The organism is Shewanella sp. MBTL60-112-B2 (assembly GCF_019655055.1).
GTDB lineage: Bacteria > Pseudomonadota > Gammaproteobacteria > Enterobacterales > Shewanellaceae > Shewanella.
Genome location: NZ_BPFA01000015.1, coordinates 1 through 19,882 on the forward strand (window position 1 = coordinate 1; position 19,882 = coordinate 19,882).

14 protein-coding genes and 4 tRNA genes are annotated in these 19,882 nt (G+C 44.2%); 15 read left to right on the top strand and 3 right to left on the bottom strand.

The features are described 5' to 3' along the window. Positions 1–30: 30 nt before the first annotated feature. The 7 genes from K5Q73_RS11100 (at position 31) to K5Q73_RS11130 (ending at position 4,940) form a co-directional block, all read left to right on the top strand. Positions 31–122: transfer RNA gene (locus tag K5Q73_RS11100), tRNA-Ser, on the top strand. A gap of 77 nt (positions 123–199) precedes the next feature. Then, positions 200–276 (top strand) — tRNA-Arg (locus tag K5Q73_RS11105). Between the two features lie 33 nt (positions 277–309). Beyond that, positions 310–386, top strand: a tRNA-Arg gene (locus K5Q73_RS11110). Positions 387–395: 9 nt separating this feature from the next. Beyond that, a tRNA-Ser gene (locus tag K5Q73_RS11115) sits at positions 396–487 on the top strand. A gap of 1,224 nt (positions 488–1,711) precedes the next feature. Next, positions 1,712–1,957, top strand: coding sequence for an OadG family transporter subunit (locus K5Q73_RS11120; RefSeq protein WP_220759921.1), 246 nt, complete (start codon positions 1,712–1,714; stop codon positions 1,955–1,957). Positions 1,958–1,977: 20 nt separating this feature from the next. Continuing rightward, a complete protein-coding gene (gene oadA / locus K5Q73_RS11125; protein ID WP_220759923.1) occupies positions 1,978–3,801 on the top strand; it encodes a sodium-extruding oxaloacetate decarboxylase subunit alpha in 1,824 nt (607 codons plus the stop codon). Positions 3,802–3,809: 8 nt separating this feature from the next. Next, positions 3,810–4,940, top strand: a complete 1,131-nt coding sequence (locus K5Q73_RS11130; RefSeq protein WP_220759925.1) for a sodium ion-translocating decarboxylase subunit beta — start codon at positions 3,810–3,812, stop codon at positions 4,938–4,940. A 78-nt stretch (positions 4,941–5,018) separates the two neighbouring features. Here K5Q73_RS11130 and K5Q73_RS11135 read toward each other — a convergent pair whose 3' ends face one another. Both K5Q73_RS11135 and K5Q73_RS11140 read right to left on the bottom strand, forming a co-directional pair. Continuing rightward, complete coding sequence (locus K5Q73_RS11135; RefSeq protein WP_220759927.1) at positions 5,019–5,204, bottom strand: hypothetical protein; 186 nt, start codon at positions 5,202–5,204, stop codon at positions 5,019–5,021. Positions 5,205–5,306: 102 nt separating this feature from the next. Further along, positions 5,307–6,557 (bottom strand): dicarboxylate/amino acid:cation symporter, encoded by a 1,251-nt coding sequence (locus tag K5Q73_RS11140; protein ID WP_374706843.1) that lies wholly within the window; start codon positions 6,555–6,557, stop codon positions 5,307–5,309. Positions 6,558–7,033: 476 nt separating this feature from the next. Between K5Q73_RS11140 and K5Q73_RS11145 the strand changes: the two genes are divergently transcribed. From K5Q73_RS11145 to K5Q73_RS11175, 7 genes are all read left to right on the top strand, one after another. Next, positions 7,034–9,871 carry a pitrilysin family protein gene (locus tag K5Q73_RS11145; protein ID WP_220759928.1) on the top strand — a complete coding sequence of 946 codons (2,838 nt, stop codon included), beginning with the start codon at positions 7,034–7,036 and terminating at the stop codon, positions 9,869–9,871. Between the two features lie 176 nt (positions 9,872–10,047). Next, on the top strand, positions 10,048–11,616 hold the full coding sequence (gene gshA / locus K5Q73_RS11150) for a glutamate--cysteine ligase (RefSeq protein ID WP_220759930.1): 1,569 nt from the start codon (positions 10,048–10,050) through the stop codon (positions 11,614–11,616). A gap of 2 nt (positions 11,617–11,618) precedes the next feature. Continuing rightward, on the top strand, positions 11,619–12,059 hold the full coding sequence (locus K5Q73_RS11155; RefSeq protein WP_220759932.1) for a hypothetical protein: 441 nt from the start codon (positions 11,619–11,621) through the stop codon (positions 12,057–12,059). A 126-nt stretch (positions 12,060–12,185) separates the two neighbouring features. Beyond that, positions 12,186–12,803: a hypothetical protein gene (locus tag K5Q73_RS11160; RefSeq protein WP_220759934.1), complete on the top strand. Its 618-nt coding sequence runs from the start codon at positions 12,186–12,188 to the stop codon at positions 12,801–12,803. Between the two features lie 568 nt (positions 12,804–13,371). Continuing rightward, the gene (purE, locus tag K5Q73_RS11165; RefSeq protein WP_220759936.1) at positions 13,372–13,875 is read left to right on the top strand and encodes a 5-(carboxyamino)imidazole ribonucleotide mutase; all 504 of its coding nucleotides are present in this window, start codon (positions 13,372–13,374) and stop codon (positions 13,873–13,875) included. A gap of 537 nt (positions 13,876–14,412) precedes the next feature. Next, the gene (locus K5Q73_RS11170; protein WP_220760194.1) at positions 14,413–15,003 is read left to right on the top strand and encodes a sigma-70 family RNA polymerase sigma factor; all 591 of its coding nucleotides are present in this window, start codon (positions 14,413–14,415) and stop codon (positions 15,001–15,003) included. Then, positions 14,993–15,556, top strand: coding sequence for a hypothetical protein (locus K5Q73_RS11175; RefSeq protein ID WP_220759938.1), 564 nt, complete (start codon positions 14,993–14,995; stop codon positions 15,554–15,556). Before K5Q73_RS11170 ends, K5Q73_RS11175 begins: the two co-directional genes overlap by 11 nt. Before the next feature lie 91 nt (positions 15,557–15,647). Here K5Q73_RS11175 and K5Q73_RS21600 read toward each other — a convergent pair whose 3' ends face one another. Beyond that, positions 15,648–15,911 (bottom strand): hypothetical protein, encoded by a 264-nt coding sequence (locus K5Q73_RS21600; protein WP_259650719.1) that lies wholly within the window; start codon positions 15,909–15,911, stop codon positions 15,648–15,650. Positions 15,912–16,281: 370 nt separating this feature from the next. On the opposite strand from K5Q73_RS21600, the gene K5Q73_RS11185 reads away from it, so the two are divergent. After that, on the top strand, positions 16,282–19,560 hold the full coding sequence (locus tag K5Q73_RS11185; RefSeq protein WP_220759942.1) for a S41 family peptidase: 3,279 nt from the start codon (positions 16,282–16,284) through the stop codon (positions 19,558–19,560). Positions 19,561–19,882: the final 322 nt, after the last annotated feature.

The following is a 19,882-nucleotide window of genomic DNA, read 5'->3' on the forward strand; positions in this document are numbered from 1 at the left end:
CGAATCCTCCCACGCGCACCATGAATTGACGGAGAGGTGGCCGAGTGGCCGAAGGCGCTCCCCTGCTAAGGGAGTATGGGCTTTAACTCCCATCGAGGGTTCGAATCCCTCCTTCTCCGCCATCATTTGAAGCAAAAAACCGCAACTTGGTTGCGGTTTTTTGTCCTCAGAATGAGTGTGATGTTTAAGTTTTATATGAGCGGATGTAGCTCAGCTGGATAGAGTACCTGGCTACGAACCAGGCGGTCGGAGGTTCGAATCCTCCCATCCGCACCATATAAAACAATTGATTTAAGTAGTACCGATTTTGCGCGTGTAGCTCAGCTGGATAGAGTACCTGGCTACGAACCAGGCGGTCGGAGGTTCGAATCCTCCCACGCGCACCATGAATTGACGGAGAGGTGGCCGAGTGGCCGAAGGCGCTCCCCTGCTAAGGGAGTATGGGCTTTAACTCCCATCGAGGGTTCGAATCCCTCCTTCTCCGCCATCATTAAATACAAAAAAACCGCACTTAGTTGCGGTTTTTTTGTATCTGTTAATTAGCCAATTCTGATTTGATTACTCTTATACCAATAAGTATAAAGATTTGATCGCTCAGCGAAAATTTAGCGGCACTGAGACAAGGTCATTAAGTGCTCCTCGGTAACTGCTCCTGCGTTACTCTACCTCCTATATCCATATAGTCGTGCATTAATGACATTCAACACATTCGTGTGGTTTGCAACGAGTGAAGAGCATAGTTAAACTAGGTTTAAGCTCCCTCTTTGTTTATTAAGAGTCGCAGTATCAGAGCCGCTAAAACGCTCTGAGTAGATCAACTGCTTATACTAATTGGTATTATATCAATCAGTATATACATTTAGTCGCTCAGCGAGAGTTTAGCGGTTCTGAGGCAAGGTTATTAAATGCTCCTCGGTAACTGCTCCTGCGTTACTCTACCTCCTATATCCATATAGTCGTGCATTAATGACAGTCACCACATCTGACCTCCAGGGATGGAGGAAATGTCTTATGTATGTCGGGAACATACAAGACCATGTGGTTTGAAACGAGTGAAGAGTATAGTTGTTCTAGGGCTAGACTCGTTAACACAGTGTTGTTGTCAACTAAGCCTCGCCATTGTGAAACGTTTCTGACTGTCTACTGCTACGCTGAACCCTTCATAAGGGAATCGCCATTCTTACAGCTATTCGGCTTGAATTAGTTTGCCAAAAAACGCTCTGAGTAGATCAACTTCTTATACTGATTGGTATGATATGACCTTACCAATCATCCCCCCCTCTTTTTACTCACTCATACTGCTGAAAAATTATGCTGAAAATCAGAAGTTGAAATTGCATAAAATTGCAGATGAGTATATTTCAGCCTTAGCTGTTCTTTTTTCTGAATTCATTTTCCCGTAAATACGCTGTTAAATTTGAAAAAATCGCTATCAAAGTCTCTGTGTTGTGGAATGCTCATTTTTGGCGTTGATTTAATATGGAATTGTTAGTCGTTGGCGGTTAATAATTGTTTTTATGGTATGACCAATTTACAAGGGGTTCACTACTTTGTTATAAATTAGTTATTGTTTAAGTCGGCATTAGCCCCCTTAACAGTAAACCTGTACCTGAAATGAATGGAATAAATTGCATAACGTGTGAACGGATCGTGAATATTTATTTTGTAAGCACTAATAATGTTCACAACTTCATGCTAATGAGAGGAAGAGATGGCTTCAATATCTGAGCAGTTATATGACGCACTGGGGATCATGATACTAGGCATGTCTCTAGTATTTATTTTTCTGAGTATTCTTATTGTTGCGATGACATTGGTTGCTCGAAAGTTTGGACCTACGCCCCCATCCGAAAGTCTATTAACTGAGAGTCAACCGCAATCGAGTCAATCCGCCGTGAGCCCATTAATGGCCGCGGTAATTACTGCTGCAATTCATCAGCACCGTAAAAAAGCATAATAAAAGTAGGGAGTTTTTGTATGAGCAAGCCATTGGCTTTAACTGATGTTGCCTTAAGAGATGCACACCAATCTATTCTCGCTACTCGTTTGCGTACCGAAGATATGTTACCTATTGCACCATTACTCGATAAAGTGGGTCTTTGGTCTATTGAGTCATGGGGCGGCGCCACTTTTGACTCTTGTATACGCTATTTAGGTGAAGATCCTTGGGAAAGGATCCGTGAACTCAAGAAGGTTATGCCTAATACGCCGCAACAGATGTTACTTCGTGGACAAAACCTTTTAGGTTACCGTCATTATGCCGATGACTTAGTACATCGTTTTGTTGAGCGAGCTCATACCAATGGTGTTGATGTGTTCCGTGTCTTTGACGCGATGAACGATGTGCGCAATCTAGAAACCGCAGTAAAATCGGTAATTGAAGTGGGCGGTCATGCCCAGGGCACAATATCTTATACCACTAGCCCGGTACACAACTTAGGTACCTGGGTTGATATGGCTAAGCGTATCGAAGATATGGGTTGTCACTCTTTATGTATTAAAGATATGGCCGGGCTATTAAAGCCGTTTGAAGCATTCGAACTTATCAGTCAAATAAAGTCTCAAACCGATCTAGTTTTATCTCTGCACTGCCACGCAACCACAGGTCTGAGCACCGCAACCTACCAAAAAGCCATTGAAGCAGGCGTCGATGTTCTCGACACGGCTATCTCCTCAATGAGCCAAACATACGGGCATAGTGCAACAGAAACTTTGGTTGCCATGGTTGAAGGCACAGATAGAGCAACTGGCTACGATATGGCGCTGCTCGAAGAGATTGCAGCCTACTTTAGAGTCGTACGTAAAAAGTATGCGGCGTTTGAAGGTGAGCTAAAAGGCATCGACTCGCGTATTTTACGCGCTCAAGTGCCAGGCGGCATGCTAACAAACATGGAAAGCCAACTTAAAGAGCAGGGCGCAGCAGATAAGTTAGATCTAGTACTTGAGGAGATCCCTCGCGTTCGTGAAGACTTAGGTTTCTTGCCTTTAGTGACACCAACCTCACAAATTGTCGGTACTCAATCAGTGATTAACGTGCTGACGGGTGAGCGTTATAAGTCGATGACTAAAGAAACGGAAGGTGTGTTAAAAGGCGAGTACGGTGCAACACCTGCGCCTGTTAATTTTGAACTTCAGCAAAGAGTATTAGCGGGTACAGAAGCCATTACTTGTCGTCCAGCTGATCTACTCGAATCTGAATTAGACCGATTACGTATCGAGCTAAAAGACAAAGCTGCTGCCGATGGCATTACGTTGGCTGAAGAGCTAGATGATGACGTTCTGACCTATGCGTTATTCCCGCAAATCGGCCTTAAATTCTTAAGTAACCGTAATAACCCTGATGCATTTGAGCCAAAACCTGAAGTCGCAGCTAAAGCGCTTGAGGAAGCGAAAAAAGCAGAAGCAGAAGCAGAAGCAAAAGCGGCGAGCCAGCAAGGGCCTGAAACATATACCGTAACCGTTCAAGGCCAAAGTTTTGTGGTTGAAGTCGCCGAAGGTGGCGATATCAGTCAGATCACGCCAAGCGAGAATGTAGTGCCTTTTACTGCTCCAGTGCAAGCTGCGCCAGTTGTAGATCTGTCTGCAGTTAAGCATCAGCAGAATGCACCGCTATCGGGCAACATCTTCAAAGTTCACGTATCGCCTGGCGATAGCGTTAAAGAGGGTGATGTTGTGATTATCCTAGAAGCGATGAAGATGGAAACTGAAGTCCGTGCTGAAGCCGATGGCGTGATCTCTAAGGTTTGGGTTAAAGAAGGTGACGCTGTTGCAGTGGGTAGCCAATTGTTGGCATTAGCTTAGGGGTCATCATGGAAGGATTAATCGCGTTTTGGGCTGAATCTGGCATCGCCAATTTTACTTCAGGCCAATTGCTAATGATGGGTGTGGGTTGCCTATTGTTATATTTAGCAATCGCAAAGAAGTTTGAACCATTACTCTTGTTGCCTATAGGCTTTGGCGCCATATTGGCCAACATTCCTAATGGTGGATTTACCGAAGAAGGTGGCTTACTGTATTTTGCCTACTATGTTGGTATCGAAACCGGTATTTTCCCGCTACTGATTTTTATGGGCGTGGGAGCATTAACTGATTTTGGAGCACTGATCGCTAACCCTAAGATGTTATTACTAGGCGCCGCTGCTCAGTTTGGCATTTTCGCCACCTTAATTGGCGCGATTGCACTTAACTGGGTACCCGGATTTGAGTTCTCAATGAAAGATGCGGCGGCGATAGCCATCATTGGTGGTGCTGATGGGCCAACGGCTATTTTCCTAGCGTCCAAGCTTGCACCGGACTTACTCGGAGCGATTGCGGTTGCAGCCTATTCTTATATGGCATTGGTACCGCTAATTCAGCCACCTATCATGCGTTTATTGACGACCGAGTCTGAGCGTAAAATTAAGATGGAGCAGCTGCGTGAGGTGAGCAAGAAGGAGAAGATTATCTTCCCGTTGATGGTGCTTGGACTAACGATTTTGTTCCTGCCTGCAGCTACACCACTGGTGGGTATGTTCTGTCTAGGTAACTTAATGCGCGAATCAGGTGTTGTTGATAGATTATCGAGCACAGCGCAAAACGAGCTAATCAATATAGTGACTATTTTCCTAGGCCTTGCAGTCGGCTCTAAGTTATCTGCAGAGCAATTCTTACAGATGGAAACTTTAGGTATTTTAGTGCTTGGTGCAGTTGCATTCTCTATCGGTACGGCTTCAGGCGTATTAATGGCGAAAGTGATGAGCAAACTATCCGGTGGTAAGATTAACCCATTACTTGGTGCGGCAGGTGTTTCAGCTGTCCCTATGGCGGCGCGAGTGGTGAACAAGGTGGGTCTTGAGTCGAATAACCAAAACTTCTTATTGATGCATGCAATGGGGCCAAATGTGGCCGGGGTGCTTGGTAGTGCAGTTGCAGCAGGTGTCTTATTAGCTGTACTTGGTTAGTTAGGAGTTATTGATAAGAAAGTCCTGCTTTTTGCAGGACTTTTTTGTTTTCAAACTATAGCTAATTGGGCTGCTTATCTAAGACTTTAAGTTTTGTCCTGCCGTTAGCCAAAGTAAAAAAGCGAGTGCAAAAATAACGGTTAGGCTAATGCCGATGATATAGAGGAAGCCGGTCTTACCCTGCTTTAACGGTACGCCGTTATAGTTTAGAAAGAGCGCCCATGCCAGAGAAAGTAATATTGGCAGAATGAAAAGTTTAGTCATATCTAAGCGCTCCAATAGGGTATTTATATTTAGTAGAATATTGAAAAGTATAAAGTAAAAAGGCCGCAATTGCGGCCTTTTTTATTGAAGCTAAACTGAATGTTAGCTACGAGCTTGCTCTATTTCAGTATTTTCTTGGGTATAGAACTGCTGCTCATCTAATTGACCTTCAGACTTACCAATCACTACGGCTGTCATCATATCCCCGGTAACATTGGTCGCTGTACGGATCATATCAATAATACGGTCAACAGCGGCAATAAAGGCGATACCTTCAAGCGGTAAGCCAACAACGCCTAAGGTCACCGTTAACATCACCATTGCGCTACCTGGCACGCCTGCAGTACCTACAGACGCGACAGTCGCTGTTACCGCAATTAGCATGTAGTCGGTCATATCAAGCGGAATACCATAAATCTGTGCAATAAATATGGCGGCAATAGCAGGGTAAATACCACCACAACCGTCCATATTCATGGTTGCACCGAGTGGCAATACAAATGAGCCATAGCGTTTAGATACGCCCATCGACTCAGTACAACGAGTACTAGCAGGTAAAGTGCCAAAACTTGATGCTGTGGTAAATGCGACAATTTGTGCTGGTATCGCTTTACGGAAAAATTGAACAGGGCTTAGTTTCGCCGCGAATTTAACTAAACCACCGTAAACAAAGATAATGTGGATTAGTGCAGCTAAGTATATTGCACCAATAAACTTACCTAGTGGCAGTAAAGTCGATAAGCCGTACTCGCCAACAACCCAAGCCATTAGACCAAACACACCAATAGGAGTCAGTTGTAGCACCATGCGAGTTAGTTGAAACATCACCTCTGCACCCGCTTCAATCGTGTGTTTTAGTGGGGCAGCTTTTTCACCGACTTTATTTATGGCAATACCAATTAGGGCGGCAAAGATGATGATCTGTAACACCTTACCTTCGGCAAGAGAGGCAAAAGGGTTCACAGGGATCATATCGAGCAAGACTTGTGCGAAGCCCGGAACATTACGTTCACGCACCTCTGTAGCTACCAGTTCCATTGAGCCGCCCATATCAATCAAGGAACCGATTGTTAGGCCAATAAGTGATGCTATCGTGCCTGTAAACATAAACATGGCTAAGGTTTTGAAGCTAAGTCTCTTTAAGCTAACTTCAGAGCCTAAAGAGGTGATGCTGACAACGATAGCGCAGAAAATGAGTGGTGCAACTAACATCTTAATTGCACTGATAAATAGATCGCCTAGCGGCTTTAATACAGTGGCCGACTCGCCAAAGATGACACCCACACCGGCGCCTAAGATAAAGGCAGCTAATACTTTCTGCCAAAAAGGGATATTTTTAATCGCTTGCCACATTATCGAATTCCAATTGTTTAATTTTTATCAGGTTACTCTACGGGTGAATCTTCGTTCACTCCAGTATTTGTTTCAGGCAATTGTTGTTTAAATTTACATTTACTTACCTAATTGTCATTCATTCTATAGATAGATCTACTTGCAGAACAAACCGATTTGGTTATAACTTATCGTGATATGTAAGCTTGTTTTAATAACTTTAAATCTTAACTGTGTTGCAACATTGTAGGCTTTTTGGCATTAGCAGTGTGAAAATATCTGTTAATTCACAGGTTAAGGAACTTACCTTGGTATGAGACTGTCGATGGAATGCATGTCTTTAAGTGTTAATTGTTATATAAAACGACATGTTTACTCGCAATTTAAATCAAATTTCAATGCTGGTTGTTTTATCTGTAGTAGGTAATACTAGCTGCATTAATAAACAGCAAGGCAAGAGTTCGAAAAAAACGCCTGTTGTAAAAAGGAGAAAGTCATTGAAAAAATGGATATTAGCCGCAGCCATTAGTGCTGCATTAATGGGTTGCGCAGGACAGCAACAGGCCGAAACCTCTTTACCTGAAGGGGTGACTCTATTAGAGACGGTTAGCTTTAGTGGTGAGCAAGTAGGGATCCCGTATCGCAAATACCAGTTAGCTAACGGCCTTACTGTGATCTTACATGAAGATCACTCCGATCCTTTAGTACATGTTGATGTGACTTATCATGTCGGCTCTGGCCGTGAGCTTGAAGGTCGAAGCGGCTTTGCCCATCTATTCGAGCACATGATGTTTCAAGGCTCACAAAACGTCGGTGATGAGCAGCATTTCAAGATGGTTACCGAGGCCGGTGGCACATTAAACGGCACGACTAATAGCGATAGAACCAATTATTTTGAGACGGTACCGAATAACCAACTAGAAAAAATGCTTTGGTTAGAGTCGGACCGCATGGGCTTCTTCTTACCAGCATTAACCGAAGAGAAGTTTGAAGTACAGCGTGAGACAGTTAAGAATGAGCGTGCACAAAGAGTCGATAATCGTCCTTATGGTCGCATGGGAGAGCGCTTTAACCAAGCATTCTACCCTCAGGGGCATCCATATTCATGGCCTGTCATTGGCTGGCCAGAAGATTTAAATCGCGCCGATGTTGAAGATGTGAAACATTTCTTCCAACGCTGGTATGGCCCTAATAATGCCACTCTTACCATAGGCGGTGATTTTGATGAGATGCAAGTTCTTGCGTGGGTGAATAAGTATTTCGGCGAGATCCCATCGGGACCTAAAGTTGATGCACCGAAAAAAGAGCTAGTGACCCTTGATGAGACGCTTCACCTGTCGATGGAAGACAGAGTCCATTTGCCACTGCTTAGAATCGGTATGCCAACGGTTTATGCCCGTCATGAAGATGAAGCGGCACTGGATCTACTGTCTAATATTTTAGGTGGTGGTAAAACATCACTATTCTATAAAAACCTCGTTAAAGATGGCTTAGCCGTACAGGCTGGCGTGAATCATCCATGTCAGGAATTGGCTTGTCAGTTCTCTATGTATGCACTGGCTAACCCTGCACGAGGCGGCAACTTAGCCGAAATCGAGCAGGCGATGCTAGATTCGATTAAAGAGTTTGAAAAGCGTGGCGTGACCGATGACGATCTTGAGAAAGTAAAAGTAAACTTTGAGGCGGGCACCATTTTTGGCCTGCAAAGCGTACAAGGCAAGGTGGCAAGCCTAGCCTTTAACGAAACCTTTTCAGATAACCCTAATATGATTGGGTTTGATCTGTCTCGTTATGCCAATGTCACTAAAGAAGATGTGATGAGAGTCTTTAATAAGTACATCAAAGATAAGCCTATGGTGATAATGAGCGTTGTGCCTCAAGGGCAGACACAGCTTATTGCTAAGGCTGATAACTTTGTAGCACCCGCTGAACAAGTTGCTAGCGTAGCGGTAGAAGAGCTAGCGCTCGCGCCGCAGATAGTTTCATCATTCGACAGAAGTGTTATCCCTGCGGCAGGCCCTGCTCCAGTGCTGACTATGCCTGAACTTTGGAAGGGGAAACTTGCAAATGATATCGAAGTCATTGGCACGCAAACCAGCGAGACACCAACGGTAGAGATTGTAGTTTATCTGAATGGTGGTCATCGACTTCTCGACGTAAACCAAGCGGGCCTTGCCGGTTTAACGGCTGCTATGATGAACGAGTCGAGTTTAAAACGTAGCTCTGAGGAGTTAACTCAGGCGTTAGAGATGCTTGGCAGTAATGTCAGTTTCAGTGCTAGCGGTTACCAAAGCCAGCTGAAGATCTCATCACTAACGACAAACCTCGATAAGACTATGGAGATTGTGCAAGAGAAGTTATTTGAACCGGGCTTTAAGGCTGCTGATTTTGAGCGTGTTAAACAGCAAAAGTTACAGCATCTACAACGTGAGCTTACCGAGCCAAACTATTTGGCGAACACGGCATTTAGTAGCTTGTTGTATGGCGATAAAAGCCCATTTGGTGTTAGCAGTGGTGGGTCTTTAGAGACTGTTTCGGCAATCACTCTAGATGATGTTAAAGCCTTCTATAAGCAGCAGTACACCGCGGGCAATGCACAAGTTGTGGCTGTGGGTAATCTGAATGAAGCGCAAATGTTAGCGAAACTTTCGACTCTTGCAAGTTGGAATGGCGCAGCGACACCATTCCCAGAGCTTGCTGAGTTACCAAAGTTTCAAGGTGGCAAAGTCTTTATTGTAGATAAGCCAGATGCGGCGCAGTCAGTTATCAAAATAGGTAAGCGAGCATTACCTTTTGATGCCACAGGCGAGTATTTTGAGTCATACTTGATGAACTATCCGCTAGGTGGTGCGTTCAACAGCCGTATAAACCTTAACCTGCGTGAAGACAAAGGTTACACCTACGGTGCGAGAAGTTACTTCTCGGGCGGGCCTGAGCAAGGTTTCTATCAAGCGACAGCAAGCGTGCGCAGCGATGTTACCACCAAGGCATTAATCGAGTTCATAAAAGAGATTAATACGTTCCAAGAGTCAGGAATGACAGAGAAAGAGCTAGACTTTATGAAAAGCTCTATCTCTCAATCAAAGGCTCTTGATTATGAAACGCCGTATCAAAAAGCGGGGTTGATGCGTAATATTCAACGCTACAATTTGGATGATAACTATAGTGAAAAGCAAAGTGAAATCACCAATAGTATTGGTCGTAATGAGTTGAATAAATTGGCAAAAGAGCAGTTGAATATTGATGACATGGTGATCTTAGTTGTGGGGGATCGCGCTAAAATAGAGTCTGAATTATCAACACTTGGTTATCCAATTGAAATTTTACAGTTGTAAAAGACTTCGCTAGGCCATATATCCGAAAGATGGTGCCATGGATATGGCACCATCTCATCGTTTATTAGGCTGGTGATTGATAAACGCTAATTTGGTACGACTTGAAATTTAAGTAAGTTATAGCGGGTCTACCAGATCAGTTATAAGGTTAGAGTCACGCACTAGAGAATAATGTATTGAAATCTTTCAATGAATTAGTTGGTAAGTTGTCGGATCCGGCAAGTCGGCAAGCGCTAAAATCGATGCAGCGAGGCATTGAGCGTGAAGCGTTAAGAATTGAAAAGTCGGGTCACTTGGCACTGGATAAACATCCTAAAGCACTGGGCTCGGCATTAACGCATTCGCGGATCACTACAGATTATAGTGAATCTCTACTTGAGTTTATTACGCCTGTTTTTGCTGATATCGATGAATTAGTTGAAGATCTCACTCAGACTCATGCTTATAGCGTGCGTCACCTCAATGGCCAACGCTTATGGCCTGTGAGTATGCCTTGTTATCTAGGTGATGGTGCCGATATTCCTATCGCCGATTATGGTAGCTCTAATTCAGGTCAAATGAAGAAACTATATCGTAAAGGATTAACTTATCGGTATGGCGCTCAGATGCAGATTATCTCTGGGGTACATTTTAATTTCTCTGTATCAGACAAACTCTGGCACAGACTGTACGAACTTTCTGATAAGTCACTAGGTTTAGATGATTTTATTTCGGAATCCTATTTTGGTCTGATCCGCAACTACCGCCGATTAGTCTGGGTATTACCCTATCTATTTGGTGCATCACCAGCACTGTGCAGTACTTTTATTGAGGACCCTAAGACCAGTCATTTTCCGTTTGAAGTGATCGGTAATGGTACCTTGTTTATGCCTTACGCAACGTCATTGCGTATGAGTGATTTAGGCTATACCAATCAAGAGCAAGATAACTTAAATATCAGTTACAACAGTCTCACAGATTATTTAACTGGCATGCAAGCCGCGATAAATATGCCATCAGCAAACTTTGCCAAAATAGGCGTTAAAGTTGATGGTGAATATCGTCAGTTGAACGACAATATCTTACAGATAGAAAACGAATTTTATGCGCCTATTCGCGCCAAGCGAGTGGCTAAGGGCAATGAAAAACCATCAGAGTCTCTAGCGCGCGCAGGAGTGGAATATATTGAGGTTAGGGCGTTAGACGTTAACCCGTATAGCGCTGTTGGCATCGAAAAGTCGCAGATCCGCTTCTTAGATCTTTTCCTATTGAACTGCTTGCTGCAGCCATCGGCTCCGTCAGATGCAAGTGAAGAAGCTGAAATTGCCGAAAACTTGCAGGCAGTTGTGCTAGAAGGGCGTAAGCCAGGCTTGTTGCTAAAGCGTTCTGGAGAAGAGTTAAGTTTAACTGATTGGCTAGAGTCACTATTCGGTAATTTAAAACAGATCGCCGAGCTGTTAGACGATGAAGGCCAAGATGACTATCAAGTCGCACTGGCTAAATGGCATAAAGCGGTCGAAAATCCTAATGAAACTCTGTCGGGTAAAATTATGGCAGGGCTAAAGGATGAGCAAATTGATCATAGTCAGTGGGTGATGGAGCTTGCTGAGCAGTATCATCAGCAGCTGAAAGCTTACCCGCTAACTGAGAGCGTAGACAAAAAATATCAGCAAGATGCTGTCGAATCACTAGAGAAACAGGCTGATCTTGAGTCGCAGCCTAGTGTGAGCTTCGATCAGTTTTTAGTCGACTACTTTAAGGTTTAGTTTTGGCGATAAAGGCTTTCAAAAGCGTATTAGGCATAGCCGTACTATTATTGCTTGTATCGGGTTGTGCTTCACAGCCCGATACGGCTAATCAGTGTGGCATAGTTGCGACTTATATGGAGCCTGACCGTAAGGCGGATATCTATCGAGTGGTAGTGACTCATCTTGATGGAAAGCCAGTGATTTCTCAACCTAACTACCGTTTGAGTGTTGGAGAGCATACCTTTACGGTTGCCGAGTTGATTGATGCGCCTAGCTTAAAGGTTAAACTCGCTGCTCGCACGCCTAAGCAACTCAAGGTGAATGTAGCCCATAACCAACGCTACCATATAGGCGCAAAGCTGAATACCGACAAGGTATACAGAGGCAATGACAGTGATTTTTGGCAGCCTGAAGTGTGGCAACAAGAAGCCCACGATTGCGAGTTTCCTGCACCGCTTTAATCTACAGATTATATGGTTTTTCCCTTGTTGATTTGTAACACAATTTACTCAAACCTCAATTGCATGTTTGGCCTATCAATGTGACACTACGGCTTTGCTTTTACTGTCTGTTGGTATCCTTATTTTATGAAATGGCCTGCATTATTTGCGACTGTTGTTTTAGCAACCCTGTTAACAGGGTGTGCCACTCCTCCGCCAAAAGATCCTGAGAATCTTTGTTCGATATATACCGAAAACAGATCTTGGTATAGCGCCGCTAAAAATACTCGCGAAAAGTGGGGCGTTCCGGTTCACGTACCTTTGGCCATGATGTATCAAGAGAGCTCTTTTAAACACAACGCAGCGCCACCTATGGAGTACTTCCTAGGCTTTATTCCTATTGGTCGAGCAAGCTCTGCTTATGGCTATGCTCAGGCTAAGACGATGACCTGGGATGATTACGTTAAAGAAACCGGTAACTCTTGGTCGAGCCGAAGTAACTTCGACGATGCTATGGACTTTATGGGCTGGTTTATTTACAAGAGCCACAAGATTAATGGTGTGTCGAAGTGGGATGCCCGAAATCAATATCTTAATTATCACGAAGGTTGGGGGGGCTACAAGCGTAAAACCTATAACCAAAAACCCTGGTTAATTAAGGTGGCAGGTAAAGTCGATGCACGTTCTAAGCGCTATGCGGCTCAATATAGACAGTGCCAGGAAGATCTCGATTCCTCTTGGTTATGGCGACTCTTTTTTGGTTAGAAAAACGATAATTGGGCCTCTACATTAGTAGGGGCTTTTTATTTTCAGGTCTTATCTACTTTCCCGCAAACCGCGACATTTAAGCTTATTTGCTGGCTTTCTTTAATTTCATATTCATCCAAAAACCTCTCATTGTTGGAGCTGAAGCAAAAAAGAGCGGTATTTTTTTAATCTACTGAATACTTTTCATGTTTAGCTAAGTAGCGCAATGCCGACAAACTCTCTGGTGAGCTATCGATTTTTCTCGGTTTATAGCTAATTCAAAAGCCATTTCACTTAAATTTAAAAGCTAAGTTAAAAGCATATTTTTTATGATGGAAAATGGACTGCTTTTGTCACAACCCTTAGCTGGGTGGGCTTATCAGAGTAGCCTAAGTTATGGGTTTAATTATTCATGTGTAATTTTACATGTTTGTTATACATATGTATGAATAAGTTATTTGCAGTTGAGGCCAACCTTAGGGATAATTGCGCCGCAGGCTTGGGGGAAGCCTGTTTACTAAGTGCGCTAAATTTCAGTATAATGCGCGCAAATATAATAATGTACCGCCCTACTCAAGGACTTAAAATGAGCAAACCATTTGTTGCAGTATTAATGGGATCTGATTCAGATCTTCCTACAATGCAAGCCACCCTCGATGTGCTTAGAACTTTCGAAATCAACTTTGAAGCAAAAGTAACTTCAGCGCACCGTACGCCAGCTGCTACGCATGCCTACGTAACCGATGCAGAAGCGCGTGGTTGTAAAGTCTTTATTTGTGCTGCAGGTCTTGCTGCGCACTTAGCTGGTGCTGTAGCGGGTATTACTACTCGTCCAGTCATCGGTGTTCCAGTTGATTGTGGTCCACTACAAGGCCATGACGCACTGCTATCTACAGTAATGATGCCTGGCGGCGTTCCTGTAGCAACTGTTGCTATCGGTAGTGCTGGTGCTAAAAACGCAGGTTACCTAGCAGCGCAAATGTTAGCTGTAGGTGATGATGCTCTAGCTGTAGCTGTAAAAGAAGAGCGTGCAAAGTCTGCCGAAGCTGTTCAAGCTAAAGACGCAGCTCTACAAGCTAAACTAGCTTAATTTAACAGGCACTTAGCCTGTAAATATCAAATGCCATCTAAATATCCATTTAGGTGGCATTTTTTATTCTAGTTACTTCAATTCTCACATCTGCTTAGCCCTTCTCGATTACTCATACCAATTAGTATAAAGATTTGGTTGCTCAGCGAGAGTTTAGCGGCACTGAGACAAGGCAACGAGTGCAGAGCATAGTTATTCTACGTTTAAGCTTGTTAACGCAGCATCAGAGCCGCTAAAACTCGCCATTCTGGAGCGTTTTTGGCTGCCTACTTCTGCGTTGAATAACTTCACAAGGGAGCAACCATTCTTTCAGTTATTCGCCTTGAATTAGTTTGCCAAAAACGCTCTGAGTAGATCAACTTCTTATACTGATTGGTATTATATCGCTGATACTGAACATTCCTCGCTCAATCATCACTTGGCTAACTAGCTTTAGTTTGCATAGACTAGACAATGCTTTAGGTAAGATGCAGACTCAATGAGCGAAAAACTTAAGCTAAGGAAGATACCGTGGAGCAACCCTTGCCCTCAGATGAAATGCCTAATGAGGTCGATTCAGATCAAGCCTTGATGTTGCAATATGCCGCAGGCAGCGCTCGAGCGTTTGAGCTACTTTACAGTAAGCACAAAGGTCCGCTATATCGCTACTTCATTCGGCAAATTTATGATCAACAGCTAGCAGAAGACCTGTATCAGGAAACTTGGAGTCGAGTGATAAAGGCGGCCAGCAGTTATGAGACCAGCGCCAAATTTACCACTTGGCTATATCGCATCGCTCATAACCTTATTATCGATCATGTTAGGGCATTAAAGCCGGTAAATAACTTCAGTGAAGTTTTCGAGCCGGAGCAAGATACTGAGTCACTGCTGAGTAACGATGATTTTAATCCTGAGCTGCAAATGGTAGATAAGCAAAAGTCGATTCTGCTTAAAGGTTGTGTGGCCAACTTACCGCAAGTACAAAAAGAGGCGTTCGTGCTAAACGTCGAGATGGGCTTTACCGCTGCGATTATCGCAGACATAGCTGGGGCAACGTTAGAGGCGACAAAAAGTCGCATTCGTTATGCTTATAAAGGGCTTAAAGATTGCGTAGACTTAAAATGGCAAGGAGCTGAACATGACAGATAAAGAGCATGAAGCAGTAGAGGCTGAGATTAAGTCGCTTTATCAGCAAATCGACAAAGAACAGCCTTCGAGTCAGCTCGATGCTGAAATCCTTAAAATGGCTCGTAGTGGTGTCGTTAAGCGGCAAGAGAGTCAGTCTTTTTGGCGCAAATACCGCTGGCCATTATCTTCCGCCGCCTCAGTTTTAGTGGTAGTGACCTTATTTGTGGTTAATCCTGCAATGAAAAGTGGCGATGTATTAGAGCAAGGTGAACCTGTAATGATGTCTTCGCCTAAGCCACAGATGATGCGCTCGATGGATAACCCCAACCCAATGGTTGAGCAATTGAATGAGCAGGCTCCCATGACAATGCAGGGCAATGATCCTAAGTCGGAAGATGCTGATTTAACTGCGCAACTAGATAATATTGAGCGGTTAATTCGAGATAAGAAAATTGCAGAGGCTAATCGCTTGCTAAAATTACTGGTTGAGCAGGAGCCGCTGTTACTGAAGCCGAACCATCCGTTAAATGCAAGATACCTAACTTTGCAAAAGGCGCTAATGTCAGGCCACTAACAAGGCGGATCAATAGCACTGAGCAACGCTTTAATAAAAAAGCCCACATTTGCGGGCTTTTTTAGCTTCATATATCTAGAGAGCAACTTTGCTAGTGCGCTTTGAACCAATCCCAAATGCCGAGAGAGGTTCCCTCTAACAGATCGATACCTAGCATGGATTTTAGTAAGTAGAGAAGTAACAGGCCAAATGCAATAGACATCACGATAAAGGCAAAGATACATAGAAGGAAGAGTACCAATGAAAGCTGCTTTTCCCTTCGCGTGTAAGCGCGATTGTTACGCCCGAGTAAGAATACATAGAAAAAACGCCATCCTAAAAAAGGTAGATAGAAGCTCCCACGACTATCTATCATATGTTTTTGCCATCTGTTGTTAATTAATGCACGCCGCAGGTAGAGAAGTTGTGGTTCTGAAAAACTATCGGCGTGAACCTTCGGCATATTGCCAAGGGCTCGATTAACTCTAGTATCATCTTTAAGAGAAGGACGAAGATAGTCTTTTGGCATTCATTCCTCATGTTGATTCATTTAGCGCATGATGCTTGAAAGTTAAGCATAGCAGTTATAGAACTTGGCCAATTTTAGTTATTTTGCTTTATGTCGATGAAACACATTTACTAATAATTATTTGGGACTCTTTTGCTGCTGCTTTGTGAAAAGTTTGCTACCTTGTTGCCTTGAAATTAATTCTTTTAAGAACAATAACAATAGGATTGGTAGCCAGATGAAACTCCGTCACTCTCTCGTATGCTGCATGCTTGCCTTAGGCACCATTAGTGTTTCTCCCTCTTTTGCCGCTGAGTCCACAGTAAAGCCTGGTTACTTCCGCGCGCCAGCTTTAAATCAACAGACCTTAGTCTTTACCGCAGAAGGTGATCTTTGGACGCAGTCTCTTGGTGAGGCTCAAGCAAAACGCCTGACGAGCTTACCAGCACAGGAGCTCGGAGCGACCATTTCCCCCGATGGCAAGTCTGTGGCTTATATGGCCAATTATGAAGGCTCAACTGAGGTCTACGTTATTCCTATTGCTGGTGGACAGGCTAAACGGGTGAGCTTTGAAAATAGCCGAGTACGCGTTCAGGGCTGGACTGCTGATGGCAAGGTGCTTTATTCAACCGATAATGCATTTGGCCCAGCGAACTACTGGGTGTTAAGAACCGTCGATCCCGACACTTTGATAACGGAAGACTTACCACTAGCCGATGCGATTGAAGGCGCTATAGATGACAAGGGAGAATACCTCTACTTCACTCGATTTGGTCTGCAGACCACAGGTGACAACGCTAAGGTTTATCGTGGCGGTGCTAAAGGCGAGTTGTGGAAGTTCAAGTTAGGCAGTAAGCAAGAAGCCACGCCTCTGACTCAAACTCATCAAGGCTCTGTCAGGCAGCCAATGTTGTGGCAGTCGCGCCTCTATTTTATAAGCGATAGCGATGGTAATGACAACATCTGGTCAATGGCCACAGATGGCAGTGACATTAAGCAGCATACTCATTATAAAGAGTGGCAAGTTCGTGCGGCTCGTCTAAATCAAGGCCGCATTGTGTTTCAGCAAGGCGCCGATATTAAATTGTTCGATATTGCGTCTGGTAAAGAGCAGGCTCTCGATATTGAACTGGTCTCCGACTTTGCACAAAAGCGTGAGCATTGGGTACAAGAGCCAATGAAGTACGCCACGTCCACCACTCTTGCCCCTAATGGCGATAAGGTGGTGATCACGGCGCGAAGTCATGTGGCAATAGCGGGCACGGATGGTCAACGCTTAGTTGAAATCGCATTGCCAGAGCAGAGTCGTGTACGTAATGCGGTAATGAGCACAAATGGCGCTTGGGTTTACGGGATTAGTGACGCCTCTGGTGAACAAGAAGTATGGCAGTTTGCAGCCGATGGCAGTGATAATTCTAAGCAACTGACTAAAGATGCCAAAACACTTAAGCTGAGTTTGCACCTGTCCCCTGATGGGCGCTATCTAGCTCATGATGACTACGACGGCAATGTTTGGTTACTGGATCTTAAAAAGGGCAGCAATAAAAAGATCATCACTCAAGGTGAAGGTCTTGGACCTTATGCCGATATCGTCTGGTCAGCAGATGGCCGCTTTATTGCCTTAACTAAGGCCGAAATGGGTAAGGCTCGGCCGCAAATCGTGCTGTACTCATTAAAGAATAACCGGGCAGAATCATTAACTAGCGACAAGTACGAGTCATTTTCACCAAGCTTCAGCGCCGATGGCGATTGGTTATATTTCTTGTCTAATCGAAAGTTTGTCTCCACTCCTAGCTCACCTTGGGGAGACAGAAACTTAGGCCCTATGTTCGATAAGCGCACTCAAGTGTTTGCTATTGCCTTAAATGAAGATGCGCGCTTTGCTTTCCAAAAGCCCAATGAGCTGATGTCTGAAGCTAAAAAGTCCGATGACGATGAGATAGAAACAGAAGTCGATTGGCAAGGGCTATCTAGTCGCCTATGGCAAGTGCCGATTGCTGCGGGGAACTATGACTCTCTGCAGATGGCCAAAGATAAGTTTTATCTGCTCGATACATCAACTAGTGGCAAGTCGACACTTAAACTGGTGAAGTTTGACGCGCTTAGCCCTAAGGTTGAAACTTTCTCTAAAGATGTTGGCGAGTACCAACTGTCTCAAGATGGCGAAAAGCTGTTTATCCGTAAGCAGTCTAAGCAGGGCAGTGAAATGCTGATTGTCGATGCAGGTGACAAGCTTCCTAAAGAGCTTAACCACGCCAAAGTTCAAACCAATTTATGGCAACTCGCCATTGAACCCGCGAGCGAGTGGCAGCAGATGTTTGAAGATGCCTGGTTAATGCATAGAGACTCTTTTTATGACAAAAACATGCGCGGTTTAGACTGGCAAGCAACCAAAGCTAAATATCAACCTCTGGTCGACAGACTCACTGACCGACATGAGCTTAATGATATCTTTATGCAGATGATGGGGGAGCTAGATTCACTCCACTCTCAGGTGCGTGGTGGTGATACACCTAAAGATGCCGATAAAGCTAAGTCGGCAAGCTTAGGGGCGCGTCTTGAGCAAACTAAAGCTGGGGTAGTTATTGAACATATTTATCAGGGCGACCCAGAGTTACCAGAACAGGCTGCACCGCTAATGCAGATGGGCGTGAACGCAAAGGTAGGTGATGTAATTGTTGCTATCAATGCTAAGAAGCTAACCAGTATTGCCGATGTGACTAAACTTTTGCGTAACCAAGGTGGCAAGCAGGTATTGCTGACCCTTAAGCGTGGCAGTAAAACACACCAGACCATAGTTAAACCGGTCTCGGCGTCTAAAAATGCCAAGCTAAGGTATGTTGATTGGGTACGACACAACAGCGATGAGGTGACTCAAAGCAGCGATGGTAAGATAGGTTATTTGCACCTATACGCGATGGGAAGCGGTGATATTGCCAGCTTTGCACGTGAGTTTTATGCCAATGTCGACAAAGATGGTTTGATTATTGACGTGCGCCGTAATCGTGGTGGCAATATTGATAGCTGGATCATCGAAAAGCTACTACGTCGAACTTGGGCGTTTTGGGCACCCACTCATGGTACTCCGTCGGGTAATATGCAGCAGACCTTTAGGGGGCAGTTGGTCGTGTTGACCGATCAGTTGACCTATTCAGATGGCGAAACCTTCTCTGCCGGCGTTAAGGCATTAGGGCTTGCTCCTTTGATAGGTAAACAGACAGCGGGCGCAGGTGTTTGGCTCTCAGGTCGTAACTCGCTGACTGATAAAGGTATGGCGAGGGTTGCCGAGTATCCTCAATATGCGATGGATGGCAGTTGGATCATCGAAGGTCGTGGCGTTAGCCCAGATATTGAAGTGGATAACTTACCTTATGCTACATTTAGCGGCGCGGATGCGCAGTTAGAAAAAGCGATAAGCTACTTGAAGGGAGCGCTACAAAAGCAACCGACTCAAGAATTGACGCCAAAGCCTATGCCAATCAAAGGCATGGCTGAAGACGTACATAAGGCGTTTTAAAGGCTCTAAGCGCCAATTTCTAATTATATAGGAATTGGCGCTTAATCACTGTTTTGGACGTTATAAACTGAGCCCCCCTGGTTAATATTGTCAGTTATTGACCTATTCAAATAAAAAACTCTCATAAAGCCTTGCCTAAAAATCATCCTAATTTCGCCTGAATCGGTTACCAATTTAAGACCTTTTACTCATCTATGGTTTGTAAATGTTTGGTTTGTGAATAAATTTGGTAAAACTATTGTATGTTAACTGTTTAAGACACTAAACTGGTTAAAAATAGCTCGGTTAATTGAGTGTTAACAGACAGCAATATTGAGTGCGT

Bases quoted from the DNA above. Each gene is read 5' to 3' on its own strand.
- K5Q73_RS11175 (WP_220759938.1), top strand. From the start codon at position 14,993: ATGACAGATAAAGAGCATGAAGCAGTAGAGGCTGAGATTAAGTCGCTT.
- K5Q73_RS21600 (WP_259650719.1), bottom strand. From the start codon at position 15,911: ATGATAGATAGTCGTGGGAGCTTCTATCTACCTTTTTTAGGATGGCGT.
- K5Q73_RS11140 (WP_374706843.1), bottom strand. From the start codon at position 6,557: ATGTGGCAAGCGATTAAAAATATCCCTTTTTGGCAGAAAGTATTAGCT.
- purE (WP_220759936.1), top strand. From the start codon at position 13,372: ATGAGCAAACCATTTGTTGCAGTATTAATGGGATCTGATTCAGATCTT.
- K5Q73_RS11130 (WP_220759925.1), top strand. From the start codon at position 3,810: ATGGAAGGATTAATCGCGTTTTGGGCTGAATCTGGCATCGCCAATTTT.
- K5Q73_RS11185 (WP_220759942.1), top strand. From the start codon at position 16,282: ATGAAACTCCGTCACTCTCTCGTATGCTGCATGCTTGCCTTAGGCACC.
- K5Q73_RS11160 (WP_220759934.1), top strand. From the start codon at position 12,186: ATGAAATGGCCTGCATTATTTGCGACTGTTGTTTTAGCAACCCTGTTA.
- K5Q73_RS11120 (WP_220759921.1), top strand. From the start codon at position 1,712: ATGGCTTCAATATCTGAGCAGTTATATGACGCACTGGGGATCATGATA.
- oadA (WP_220759923.1), top strand. From the start codon at position 1,978: ATGAGCAAGCCATTGGCTTTAACTGATGTTGCCTTAAGAGATGCACAC.
- K5Q73_RS11170 (WP_220760194.1), top strand. From the start codon at position 14,413: ATGCCTAATGAGGTCGATTCAGATCAAGCCTTGATGTTGCAATATGCC.
- K5Q73_RS11135 (WP_220759927.1), bottom strand. From the start codon at position 5,204: ATGACTAAACTTTTCATTCTGCCAATATTACTTTCTCTGGCATGGGCG.